Source organism: Janthinobacterium sp. B9-8, from assembly GCF_000969645.2.
Taxonomy (GTDB): domain Bacteria; phylum Pseudomonadota; class Gammaproteobacteria; order Burkholderiales; family Chitinibacteraceae; genus Iodobacter.
In genome coordinates this window covers 790,936-803,454 of sequence record NZ_CP014222.1, presented here as the reverse complement: position 1 = coordinate 803,454, position 12,519 = coordinate 790,936, and the positions used below count along the sequence as shown (strand labels likewise).

Annotated in this window: 11 protein-coding genes; 5 read left to right on the top strand and 6 right to left on the bottom strand. The window is 50.3% G+C overall.

The window, feature by feature from the left end; genetic code table 11:
• The first annotated feature begins 325 nt into the window (after window positions 1-325).
• Complete coding sequence (locus VN23_RS03525; protein WP_046353496.1) at window positions 326-949, top strand: LysE/ArgO family amino acid transporter; 624 nt, start codon at window positions 326-328, stop codon at window positions 947-949.
• A 111-nt stretch (window positions 950-1,060) separates the two neighbouring features.
• Here the strand turns inward: VN23_RS03525 and VN23_RS03520 are convergent, their stop codons facing one another.
• Window positions 1,061-3,787, bottom strand: coding sequence for a PAS domain S-box protein (locus VN23_RS03520; RefSeq protein WP_052746748.1), 2,727 nt, complete (start codon window positions 3,785-3,787; stop codon window positions 1,061-1,063).
• A 443-nt stretch (window positions 3,788-4,230) separates the two neighbouring features.
• Here VN23_RS03520 and dapA point away from each other — a divergent pair, with 443 nt between their 5' ends.
• The 4 genes from dapA to VN23_RS03500 all read left to right on the top strand — a co-directional run bounded on the left by dapA (window position 4,231) and on the right by VN23_RS03500 (window position 7,984).
• Window positions 4,231-5,109 (top strand): 4-hydroxy-tetrahydrodipicolinate synthase, encoded by an 879-nt coding sequence (gene dapA, locus VN23_RS03515; RefSeq protein ID WP_046353189.1) that lies wholly within the window; start codon window positions 4,231-4,233, stop codon window positions 5,107-5,109.
• Between the two features lie 10 nt (window positions 5,110-5,119).
• Window positions 5,120-6,265, top strand: a complete 1,146-nt coding sequence (bamC, locus tag VN23_RS03510; protein ID WP_082752570.1) for an outer membrane protein assembly factor BamC — start codon at window positions 5,120-5,122, stop codon at window positions 6,263-6,265.
• 226 nt (window positions 6,266-6,491) lie between these two features.
• Window positions 6,492-6,707, top strand: coding sequence for a Lar family restriction alleviation protein (locus VN23_RS03505; RefSeq protein WP_046353191.1), 216 nt, complete (start codon window positions 6,492-6,494; stop codon window positions 6,705-6,707).
• Window positions 6,708-7,003: 296 nt separating this feature from the next.
• The gene (locus tag VN23_RS03500) at window positions 7,004-7,984 is read left to right on the top strand and encodes a serine/threonine protein kinase (protein ID WP_046353192.1); all 981 of its coding nucleotides are present in this window, start codon (window positions 7,004-7,006) and stop codon (window positions 7,982-7,984) included.
• A gap of 594 nt (window positions 7,985-8,578) precedes the next feature.
• Here VN23_RS03500 and nagA read toward each other — a convergent pair.
• Genes nagA through agaV form a run of 5 tightly spaced genes read right to left on the bottom strand, consistent with a single transcriptional unit; the run spans window position 8,579 to window position 12,337 of the window.
• Window positions 8,579-9,721: an N-acetylglucosamine-6-phosphate deacetylase gene (gene nagA, locus VN23_RS03495; RefSeq protein ID WP_046353193.1), complete on the bottom strand. Its 1,143-nt coding sequence runs from the start codon at window positions 9,719-9,721 to the stop codon at window positions 8,579-8,581.
• Window positions 9,711-10,142 (bottom strand): PTS galactosamine/N-acetylgalactosamine transporter subunit IIA, encoded by a 432-nt coding sequence (agaF, locus tag VN23_RS03490; RefSeq protein ID WP_046353194.1) that lies wholly within the window; start codon window positions 10,140-10,142, stop codon window positions 9,711-9,713. The genes nagA and agaF overlap by 11 nt, the downstream gene beginning before the upstream one ends.
• A gap of 53 nt (window positions 10,143-10,195) precedes the next feature.
• Window positions 10,196-11,092, bottom strand: coding sequence for a PTS system mannose/fructose/sorbose family transporter subunit IID (locus tag VN23_RS03485; protein ID WP_231743334.1), 897 nt, complete (start codon window positions 11,090-11,092; stop codon window positions 10,196-10,198).
• The gene (agaW, locus tag VN23_RS03480; protein WP_046353196.1) at window positions 11,079-11,846 is read right to left on the bottom strand and encodes a PTS N-acetylgalactosamine transporter subunit IIC; all 768 of its coding nucleotides are present in this window, start codon (window positions 11,844-11,846) and stop codon (window positions 11,079-11,081) included. The genes VN23_RS03485 and agaW overlap by 14 nt, the downstream gene beginning before the upstream one ends.
• A gap of 11 nt (window positions 11,847-11,857) precedes the next feature.
• Complete coding sequence (agaV, locus tag VN23_RS03475; protein ID WP_046353197.1) at window positions 11,858-12,337, bottom strand: PTS N-acetylgalactosamine transporter subunit IIB; 480 nt, start codon at window positions 12,335-12,337, stop codon at window positions 11,858-11,860.
• Between the last annotated feature and the right edge of the window lie 182 nt (window positions 12,338-12,519).

Below are 12,519 nucleotides of genomic sequence, written 5' to 3'. Positions count from 1 at the left end.
ACGAGAACAATTCTTCTTACAAGTACTATCTGACAAGGCGCCGAGCGTACAATTGTCATAATTACAATTAAGCCGCATTAAAACGACAACATTCATGTGCAAACAATGGGTAAATCAACTTCATCGCTTTAGAAAAAAACCTGCATAGCCCTTGATTTATCAGGTAAAAGAATCATCACACACTCAGATCATAAGCCTTCAAACAGGATGTACTTCCCTTCAAAAAATGAGGACTCAGGGTTTTAAACTAGGTGTGTTTTTATGGCAAAAACCTTACAGTAAGCACATTACGCACTCTCCTAGGCCTTTTCCAATGCCCTACCCCATGTCTTTTTCAACCATTGCTAACGGTGCCGCACTCTCCGCCAGCCTCATCATGGCGATTGGCGCACAGAACACATTTGTTTTACGCCAAGGGCTAACCAAACAGCATGTCTTTTTAACTGCGCTCATTTGCTCACTCTGTGATTTAGTTTTGATGTCCATCGGCGTGGCAGGTATGGGACACGCTTTAAACACCATGCCTGACCTGCAACGCTGGATGGCTGTTTTTGGCACGGTGTTTGTACTTTGGTACGGGTTCAACGCCTTTAAAAAAGCGCTTCACCCTGATGTACTCGGTGAAGATCACCGGGAGCGCGCCTTTGGCACGCCCAGCAAGGTGATTATGGCGGGGCTGGCGTTTTCCTTACTTAATCCGCACGCTCTCTTGGATACCGTGGTTTTGGTCGGCTCGATTGGCGCGCAGCAGGCCCCAGCCGAGCGGCCATTTTTTGTCATAGGCGCAGTAGGCTTTTCATTTATCTGGTTTTTTTCATTGGCCTATGGCTCAAGCAAACTAAGCCATCTATTTAACAAGCCGCTTGCTTGGCGAATTCTGGATATTTTAATTGGCTTAATGATGATGGTGATTGCTTACTCACTCATCAAAATGACAAGGTTTTTCTAAAAAACAAGGTAAGGGCGGCGCTGCTGATTAAAAAATAAGCAGTGCCGTTCGTCTGCAGCAAGATCAAGACCTTACATGACTTATCCACAATTCACACACCTTGCTATCCCCTTATTCTGTGTGGCGATTTGCACCCGCCACAAAATAACGGTTTCTGCCCAGATTTTTAGCCTGATAAAGCGCCTGATCTGCCGCTTGTACCAGACAACAGGCATCGACGCCCTGCAAAGGCAGCATCACGGCAATGCCCGCACTCATCGTCACCACACAAGCCACATCGGAGGTGTGATGCTCGATGGCCAAATCACGCACCTTGTTTAGTACCATCTCTACCACCTGAACGGCCCCTTCTTGATCGGTTCCGGGTAAAACCAGAACAAACTCCTCACCCCCGTAGCGCGCCACAAAATCACCTGGCCGATGCAAGGCCAATGCAATTGCCGCTGCCACGCGCTTCAAGCATTCATCGCCAGCCTGATGACCAAAATAATCGTTATAACGCTTGAAATAATCCACATCCAGCATCACCAGTGCAAGACATTCTCCGCTTCGAGCCGCCCGCGCCCACTCTTGCACCAGAATTTGATCAAATAAGCGCCGGTTAGCAATCCCTGTTAAGCCATCCATATGCGCAAGCCTAGATAATTCTTGATTAGCCAAAGACAGCTGCTCATGGCTGCCGCTTAAACTCGCTTGCACCGCCTCCAGTTCTTCAATGGTTTCCTGCATTTTTTGCTCATCCAGCTTGTGCTGAGTCAAATCGTGCAAGGTAGCTATATAAACGCGCTCACCCTCCACCTCAACCACCGCCAGCGCCATGTCCATTAAAACCTCTACCCCCTCGCTATTTATAGCCACCACTTCGCGCATGCCCTGTGTATCAACTCCCAGACGTGCAAACAAGGCCTCAGCCGAGCCATCTTGCCACTGCGCATTACCCCCATGAGGAAACAGAATGCTTAATGGTTTACCACTTAAGCACTCATAAGCAAATACTTTTAAAGCCGCTGGATTGGCCTCCAGAATCACTCCATCCATCCCTACAGACAATACACAATCATGCAAGCTGTTTAATATGGCCGAAGTGCGTGATTCATTTTGCTGTATTTTTAATTCCGCCTGTTTACGCACGCTAATATCATTAGCAATTCCCATATAACCGGTAATTTCACCTTGCTGATTACGCACTACATTCATCGTTAATTCAACTGAAAATGCACGGCCATCTTTGTGCTGATAAATCCAGTCACTTTGAATATACCGCTTGGCTTGCATGGTAAAAACATCGCCATCATCGAAAGCGTCCTCGCCTACTTCTTTTTTAAATTCATTAATTAAATGAGATGCTGCTGCGGCCTGATGGAAAAGCGCAGGCGTTTCTTTAGCAATCAGTTCATCAGCCTGATAACCCAACATTTTTTCTGCCGCTTGGTTAAATAAACGAATTGTATTAGATAAATCAGTCACAATAATGGCTGAACCAGCAGAATCCAGAATAGCCTGTTGCAAATCACTGAATTCCGCCAAAGACAGCTCCGATTTTTTTCGCTGGCTAATATCACTCACAGTTAAAACCACACCATTTGTGATAGCTACTACACTAAACAATAGCCACTCATTTTCTACATCTGCGTTCAAAGATTTTTCTTCAGAAATATATTTATTTTTAGTAATAAAAACTTCGTAGCAAATATCAAAAAGGTAACTACAATTTATCTTTGATAACGCCTGCCTTAAATGAAAATCAACCTCACCCTGCTGATGTAAATTCAAAAAATCAAACCCATTCGGATTAACTACAGCAATTTCAAAATCTCTGATATGCCAGCTCTCGTCTTTAATCACTTCTAAAACATAAATAGCATCCACACTAGATTGTGTAGCCGCTTTAAATAATTCTTCGCTTCTTTGTAAAGCATGCTCGGTTTGCGCTGACAGTGTCACATCATGTAAAACATTAATTGCGCCAATTTGTTCCCCTGCAGAGTTTAATTGCGGACTAAACGACAAATCAAACACACGTAGTCTTTGATCGCAGCCATGCAATGCACGCCGAACCACAAAAGACTCGCCTTGCAAAACACGCCCCCAGAAAGTAATCAGATTAGAGCGGTCTTCCTCCGAGCTTAATTCGTATTGCAATAAACAATCACGGCGTGCCACCTCAACGCCATATAAAAGGTAGAACAGACTGGCATAGCTTTGATTAAATACGCTGAAGCGAAACTCCATATCAATAGCAACAATCGGATCATTAGAGCTACCCAAAATACTTTCTAACTCTTCTCTCAGCTGTTTTTGCTCAAGCAGCAAGGTGGCCCGCTCGGCATCCTGACGCTTGGCATCACTCAAATCAATAATCTGCTCCTGGTACGCTACATTCGCGTAAGCAGGCATGGGCACCATCGAAGAAGAAATCCAAACCAGCAGGCCATCGCTGCGTAACAGGCGGTATTCTAAAACTACAAGGCGACCTTGCTGCACGGCAGCTTGCATGGCAAGCACACGGGCTTGATCTTCAGGATGAATCGCCGCCAGCCAGCCATCCCCCAGTGCGTCCTGCCGCAGTACGCCAAATAACAAGCACCATTTTTCATTGACATAACAGCACTGCCCATTGCGATCTGCCAATAACACCGCAAAAGGCGAAGAATCAAACATTGCCGTATTACAAACAGGCCTTCTTTGCCATCGTAAAATAAAAAACATGACGCAGAGTAAGAGATAAACCGGCCATTGCAGCTGATTGAAGGCAAGCAGCAGCGAGAGCGCGAGGAATCCCAAACCTTCTCGCCACCCCAATCTGCTCATCCATTCAAAGCCCTTAGCAAATGGCACTCTTCCCCCTTATCGAAACCCCAATACGACGCAATCAGATTAAAGCCACCTATTCAAACCACTTTAAGCAAACATCCACATTAAGACAGCATAAGCAGGGGCTAAAGTCAGTATAGATAAGTAAATCTAAATCGCTTTACATGGTGTTTACCTTCATTTTTAAGTGTTTTTTTGTAAGATTTTGAGTTTACATTAGGCATATCCAATAAAACCCGCACTGAAATGCTGGCATTTTGTGTGAAAAACCAAGACTTTATTCGGAGCAAAAAAGGATAAAAATGAGCAGCTAAGCCTTGAATTTTAAGGAAAGGTGTACTTTACTCTCGCCAAAAGGGTGCCATGGGGCTTCAGCTATCCGGCATAAAGCTCCCCATCACAGGTTTCCCGCTGCTTCATCGTTCGGTTAGAATAGGACTTTGTGTTTATGACTGGATTACAGGCTCATGCTGACAGGTAGTCTGGTGGCGATTGTCACCCCCATGTTCGAGGACGGAAGCCTCGATTTCGCGAGCCTTAGAAAACTCGTCGACTGGCATATCGAACAAGGTACCGACGGCATTGTTGCCGTAGGGACCACGGGAGAGTCGCCAACGGTTGATGTAGATGAGCACATTGAAATTGTTCGTGTTGTAGTTGAACAAGCCGCAGGCCGCGTACCGGTGATTGCAGGTACAGGGGCTAATTCAACCCGTGAAGCGATTAATCTGTCACTACGAGCCAAAGCGGCCGGTGCAGATTATGGTCTTTCCGTTGTGCCTTACTACAACCGCCCAACGCAAGAAGGGATGTACCAGCACTTTAAAGCCATCACAGAACAAAGCGAGCTGCCGACCATTCTTTATAATGTGCCCGGCCGTACAGTCGCTGATCTATCCAACGATACCGCCTTACGTCTCGCAGAATTGCCCTTTATCGTCGGTATTAAAGATGCGACCGGCAATCTGGAGCGTGCTGCCGATTTAGTTAAACGTGCACCTAAAGACTTCGCCCTTTACACTGGCGACGATGCCTCGGCCATGGCCTTTATGCTGATTGGCGGCCACGGTGTCATTACAGTTACAGGTAATATCGCCCCCAAACAAATGCATTTGCTCTGCAAAAAAGCCATTGAAGGCGATGCAGCCGGTGCGCGTGAAATGAACGATCCGCTGCAAGATTTGCATAAGCATTTATTTATTGAAGCAAATCCTATTCCTGTGAAATGGGCTTTAGAGCAGCTTGGTTTCATTCAGGCTGGCATTCGCTTGCCCCTCACTCCTCTTTCACAAGGTGCACAAGCCGTGGTTTCTGAAGCCATGACCGCCGCCGGACTGACTCACTGATAAGAAGCCTATGATGCTCCAGATAAAAACATCCTCACGACTTATCGCCATCGGCCTGTGTATTGCAATGGCAGGCTGCACCACAGATCAACTCTTGCTGCAAAAAAAAGTGGATTACCGTAGCGGCAGTGACAATATCGGCAAAAATAATTTAGAGCTTCCACCCGAGCTCACCACGCCAGCCAGCAACAATCACTTTAATGTGCAGCAAAGCACCGTACTCAGCAGCGTAGCTCCGGCTAATGCAAGCGCTACTCAAGCGGTTTTAGCCGCTGGCAGCCGCGCCAAGATTGTTCAGGCGGGTAATCAGCGCTGGTTAGTCGTGAAGGGCGATCCTGAAAAACTATGGCCGGAAATCCATGAGTTCTGGCTGGATAACGGCTTTTTGCTGACGCTGGATAATCCAGCCATCGGCATTATGGAAACAGACTGGCTGGAAAACCGTGCCAAGCTGCCAAAAGACTTAATGACACGGATGATTTCTAAAATCTCTGATCGCATTTTGTCGACAGGCGAGCTTGATCGCTACCGCACCCGCGTAGAGCGTGGCAGCGAGCCGGGCACGAGCGAGATCTATATCTCGCACCGCGGCATGATGGAGGTTTATAGCAAGGATGGCAGCAGCGATGCCGCCACCAGCCTTAGCAAAAACAGCGACAATAATAAAACCATCTGGACGCCTAAAAAGCCTGATCCGGAAATGGAAGTCGAAATGTTGTCCCTGCTGCTGCAACGCTTTGGCCTCGATCAAGCCACGGCACAAGCGGTAGTGACTAAGCCCTATCAGGCTCCAGCCGCCGCTAGCCTGATCGACAACGGCAAAGCCCTGACCATTGCTGACAATTTTGATCGCGCATGGCGACGTGTTGGCTTGGCGCTGGATCGCTCAGGCTATGTGGTTTACGACCGCGATCGCAGCAAGGGCGTCTATATGATTCGACGTGCGGATACTGATATCGGCGGCGAAGACAATAGCAGCTTCTTCAGCAAACTGGCTTTCTGGAAAAAAGACGCCACACCAGAACAAAAACAAGCCAATGAATACGAAGTGCGCTTGGTGGAAGGGATCAACCAAACCAAGTTAACCGTCACTTCTAAAAACAAGAGCGATGACAACGGCAAAATTCTTTCTGCCCTACTGAGTGAATTGAAATAAAACCCAACAGCCTCGGACTTAGGCTGCTCGAAAAAAATCGCATAATCGAGCCCCACTTTCGCCGGATTTACAGTGCCAATAACAGGTTATTGGTCAATAATACGGTGAAATATGGGCTGATTAGGTGATTTTGTAGCTGACTGACAGGCTGCTCACTCCGCTGAACCAATGCCCGCTACTGCGGGCATTTTTCTTTTTCTGGCTTTACCTTAAGGCAACACCCGCCATGCTTAATTCAAGACCCGTCCCAAAAATCACCACCGCCGAAGGCGATCCTCAAGCTTGCCCAAAGTGCGGCTCCAAGCCTGAAGTCACCAAAGCCGGATCAAACCGCTGCTGGGTGCAATGCTCTAAATTTGGCAAAAACGGCAATTGCAGCGCCATCTCCCAGCAAGGCACCACCAAAAAAGAAGCCATTGCTTTGTGGAATAAGCTGAAATAAAAAATAGCTTGGGTTAGCAGCCCTATCCCGTAGCCCTATATGCATCAAGTTAAGATTTCATCATGGAGCAAATCGGTTTTTATAGGGTGTACAACGACGCAGTCGGAGCGCAGAAAACGGTGCGCAAGAAAAACAACTTGCACACCCTATGAAAAACAGCTTTTTGCTATGTATTCGTCTTAACTTGATGCGCATAAGTAGCCTTATCGCATAAACCAACATACTCCAGCCTTTCCATCCCTTTCTTTACCCCGCCAAAACTCCCCCGCCTCCCGCTTTAGCCGTACAATCTCCCCATGAATACTATCCCTCCATTTGCCAATCTCACGCCCGATTGCGTGATGAACGCCATCGACAGCCTTGGCCTGCCTTGCGACGGCAGGCTGCTTGCGCTTAATAGCTATGAAAACCGTGTGTATCAAGTGGGCCAAGACGATGGCCCGCCGCTGGTGGCTAAGTTTTATCGGCCAGAACGCTGGAGCCGTGAAGCCATCCTCGAAGAGCACGCTTTTACGCTTGAGCTATTTGAGCGCGAGCTGCCGGTTGTGCCGCCCATTATTCATCAGGGCAATACACTACACAGCTTTGAAGGCTTTCAATTTGCGATTTTTAATAAGCACGGTGGCCGCGCACCCGAGCTGGAATCGGCGTCGACTTTAGAATGGATGGGGCGCTTTATTGGCCGGATTCATGCCGTGGGCGCACTCGCCCCCTTTGTTCATCGCCCTGCGCTCAATATCGAAACCTTTGGCACCGGCCCGCGTGATTTTCTGCTCAGCCATGACTTTATCCCCGCCTCGCTCAAACCCGCATGGGAAAGCGCTGTTGCCCTTGCGTTGGATGGCGTGCGCCACAGCTTTGATCGAGCGGGTGATGTGGCCCATATCCGGGTGCATGGCGATTGCCATATTGGCAATGTGCTGTGGACCGACGCTGGCCCGCACTTTGTAGACTTTGACGACAGCCGCAGCGCGCCTGCCGTACAGGATTTATGGATGCTGCTGTCAGGCGACAGACAAGAAATGAGCCGCCAGCTAGTCGATGTGCTGATCGGCTACGAAGACTTCTGCGATTTTGACCCGCGTGAGCTGCATTTAATAGAAGCGCTGCGCACCTTGCGCCTCATTCACTACTCAGGCTGGCTGGCCCGCCGCTGGCATGATCCGGCCTTCCCTGCTGCGTTCCCCTGGTTTAATACCGAGCATTACTGGCAAGACCGCATCTTAGAATTACGCGAACAAATCGCCTTAATGGATGAGCCACCGCTAGTGGTTTAAAGGCCTTGCAATGCGGGTGCATTCTTTATGCGCAGGCAGCGCATCTTTTGTAGGGCGGGTGAAACCCGCCGGACTTCGGCATAAAATCCGACTAAATCGGCGGGTTTCACCCCATATGCGCTAACCAATTTTTTTTCATTAGCAAACAGAGCAAAACGCATTGACCACGCTCTTTGCACTGGGCTTTTTAAAGTCCCCTTGAAGCACGCCGAAGCGAGGAACAAGCGGGCGGGATTTCGGCGAGGACTATTTGAGCGAAGCGAGTTCCGCAGCCGCCGCTCGATTGTCCGCAGCTGAGGGGCCTTCGTGCTGGTCGGGGTGGCCTTCTTTGGCTTCGTTTCTTGGCCACACAAGAAAGGAAGGTCCAGCGGGACGCCCGCACCTAAATCAACGTGCCGAAGGCACTATCTTTTTGACTTTGCTTAGCGCATCTAGGATGCAATCCGCGTCTTTTTCAGCATTGCTCGCGGGTTGCACCCGCCCTACAAAACATTCACCGCCTAACTTGATGCACATAGGTCATATTGCTTTATGTATCCACGCATCACGGCAGCGAAACAGCCCATTAAAATTTGCATAAAGACCTCCCCCCCCCTAGCAAACAATCCTCACACCCTTCACCCAAGTTTCCACCACTTCCAGCTCGGGTGTGATCACCGTAAAGCTCGCCTTTTTGCCAATCGCAATACGGCCTAAATCAGTCAATCCCATTGATCTGGCCGGATTACGACTGGCGAGCGCCCATGCCCGCTCCAGTGGCAGGCCCAGCCATTCTTTTGCGTGGCGAACTGCATCAATCAGATGCAGCGTGCTGCCCGCTAAACCGCCAGCCTCGGTGCGCACCACGCCGTTTTGCATGGTCACATGCATCTCGCCCAGCTCGTAAGGGCCATCGGCCATGCCGGTTGCGCGCATGGCGTCGGTGATCAGCACTAAGCGCTCTTCACCACAGCAAGATAAAGCAATTTGCACAGCGGCAGGATGAACATGGTGGCCGTCGGCGATCATTTCGATATCACATGGTGATGTTAGCCCGGCTCCCACCACGCCCGGATCGCGGTGATGCAGACCGCGCATGCCGTTATAGCAATGCACAATCCCCTGAGCACCCGCATGCAAGGCTTGCCGCGTTTGATCATAGCTCGCATCACTATGGCCGATCAGCACGCGGATGCCCTTACGGCGCAGCCAGGCAATGGCCTCATCTGAGCCTGCTAACTCAGGCGCAAGCGCCACGGTATGCAAAGAGTCCCCTGCAATATCCAGCCAGTGCTGCAGCTCGGCGATATCTAAAGGGCGCATCCACTGAATGGGATGTGCGCCGCAGCATTTGGCGGTAAAATACGGGCCTTCCAGATAGCTGCCGATTAACTCGGCCCCTGGCAAACCCCGCTCTCGGCTGGCTTTTACCTCACGCAGCGCTGCTTCAATCGCAGGCAGCGGCGCGGTTACGGTGGTGGCTAAAAAAGCCCCTACGCCAAAGCGGGCAAAGTGCATCGAGATCTGATCAAGCGCCTCGCTGCTAGCATCCATGGTGTCAAAACCTGCCGCGCCATGCACATGGCTATCGATCAAAGCAGGCATCAGCCAAACCGGCCCCAGATCAAGATCAAATTCGCCCTGAGGCACGATGGCGGCAATCAGGCCTGCAGCATCGATCTCGACCACCGCATGCTCCAGCCAGCCCTGCTCCGCCAAGACCCGTGCAGCACGCAGGCGTAGCGGTTTACAAGGCATCAGCAGACTCCACACGCTTGCGGGCAAGGCGTTCGGCAAGGCTGACCACACCGCTTTTGCCTGCTGCAACTAGCCGCTGGCGAAACTCGGCCACGTCGCTGACTTCATCACGCTCGAACAACATCTCGGCAAACATTTGCAAATTCAGCCCTGCCACCACTTCAATATCGCTACGCTCTTGGGCTATGGTCGCCGCCATCCTGAAAGGCGATCCGCCCAATAAATCGCACACAAACACCACGCCCGCCCCCTGATCCACCGCGGTCAGCGCCTGCCTTAAAGAAGCATCGAGCACCGCCGTGCTGTTGCCTTCAGGGAAATCCACCGCAATCAGCTGCGCCTGCTCACCAAACACCTGCACAATCGCTTCATAAGTGCCGCTGGCGATGCGGCCATGACCTGTCAAAATTAAGGCAATCATTTTTTAATCCTTTAAAGCTACAGCGCCTGCCAAAACACGTGCTGCAGCGGTGATTACAAGAAACCCAATAATTTTCCAGCCAGACCAAACAACACCGTCACGCCAATCAGCTTCACTGGTGAATAGCCTTTTTTCATCAAGGCAAACATCAAAAAAGTGAACAGCAGCGGCAAGAGATTAGGCATCAGCTTATCGAGCACATCGGCCTGTAGCGCAATTTTGGCTTTACCAGCATGAATTTCCAGCGGCGTAGACAGCCTGACATAAGACGCCACCAGCGCACCAATCACCGTCATCCCCACAATCGATGCGGCATGCGATATTTTCTTGGTATTGGCTTTTAAAGCGCTAATCGCCCCCAGCCCAGCCCTGTAGCCATAATGCGCCAAACCGAAGCGCAGACCAAAGTGCAGTGAATTAAATAGCAGCAGAAACACAATCGGCCCAAACAAGCTGCCTTCCAGCGCCAGCGCAGCACCAATCCCCGCGCAAATCGGCAGCCAAGTCAGCCAGAACATCGCGTCGCCAATCCCGCCCAAAGGCCCCATCAGCGCCACTTTGACGGCGCGTATGGTGGAGATTTTTTCCTTGCTCTGCTCCATTGCCAGCACAAGGCCAGATAGAAAAGTCACATCAAAGGGGTGGACGTTAATAAATTCCATATGCATTTGCGCGGAATTTTTTAAGTCTTCTGGGTTTTTATGGATTTTGCGCAGTGCAGGCAAAATCGTATACAACCAGCCCCCCGCCTGCATCCGCTCATAGTTAAACGAAGCTTGCAGTGCTAAAGAGCGCCAAGCCATGCGGTTAATGTCTCTCTTAGTGAGCGGTTCGGCGGGCGTGGCATCGATATAGTCATCGCGCTCAACATGGCTGGTGGCGAGGGCTTGCTGCATACGCAGCTCGGCTTTGGCCGCATTTGCGGCTTCAGTATCATTAAATCCCATCATCCACCTCCACATTGCGGGCAGCTTGAGGCTGTGCGCGGTTTTGATTAAAGTAATCGGCCATTGCAATCGCTAAAGCGCCCAATGCCACTGCTAGAATCGGCAGTTTTAGATAAGTGACCGCCACAAAACCCATAATGAAATAAGCGATGTAATTGGTTTTAAGCATGATTTTCATCAGCAGCGCAAAACCAATCGCCGGCATCATGCCACCTGCTACGCTCAAGCCATCCAACACCCATTTCGGCGCTTTTTGCACCGCAGCACCCGCCGCTTCGGCCCCAAAATAAATAGGCAAAAAAGCCATCACAAAGTAAAAGACAAACAGCGTGATCATGCCAAGGTAATTCACCCACTCGATGCCACGCCAATTACCTCGCTTCACCATCTCGTCACACTTGTGCATCATCGGCGAAAACGCGGTAAAGAGCAGGGTAATGCAGCCTTGCACCGCAATCGAAAACGGCACCGCTACGCCAATCGCCACCGTAGGCTCGGCCTTGGTCAAAATGGCAAAAGACGTGCCGATAATCCCGCCTATCACCACATTGGGCGGCTGCGCCCCAGCCAGCGGCACCATGCCCATCCAAACCAGCTCTAAAGTGCCGCCCACCAGCAAGCCGGTTTGCACATCACCTAAAATCAGCCCTACCAAAGGGCCAATCACCACGGGCCGGTGCATATGCGTTAGGCCGTCAAATAAATCGACCCCCGCCACACCTGCCAACAGCGCAATCAATAAGGCTTCAAATAGCATGATTTCAATCCTTACAGCAGTTTAGAAACAAGATCACCCGATTCATCGGGCACTCGACGAATTTCGCAAACCACCTTAAGTTCAGCCAGCTCGCGAAAAGCTTGCACATCGGCATCATCCACCGACACTGTTTTATGAATTTGCCGCTTTCCTTCGGCAAAATGCATATTGCCCACATTCACGGCATGAATCGGCACGCCACCTTTCACCAGCGTCAGCACATCCTGCGGGGTTTTGCACACCAGTAAAATCTTTTGATGCGCCGCCGCTTTATGAATCACATCGATGGTTTTTTGCAGGGTGAAATAGCGCGTTTGCACGCCATCGCTGACCACCATATCCATTAAGTTTTGCTGCACCGGATCGGCAGCAGCGGCGTCATTGGCCACCAGCACCAGATTCGCCCCAAGGCTACCCACCCAAGTCACACCCACCTGACCATGCACGAGGCGATTATCGATACGGGTAAGTAAAATATTTGGCCCAGCCATGACGTGCTCCTTGTTTTTTTAATTAATTTAAAGTGACTCAACGACCATTTTTTTCTGTGCCTTCGGCACGTTGATTTAAGTGCGGCATCCCCGCGGGGACTCACTTTCTTGCTTCGCCAAGAAAGTAAGCAAAGAAGGCGACCCCGACCAGCACGAAGGCCCCTCACTGCGGATAATCGAGG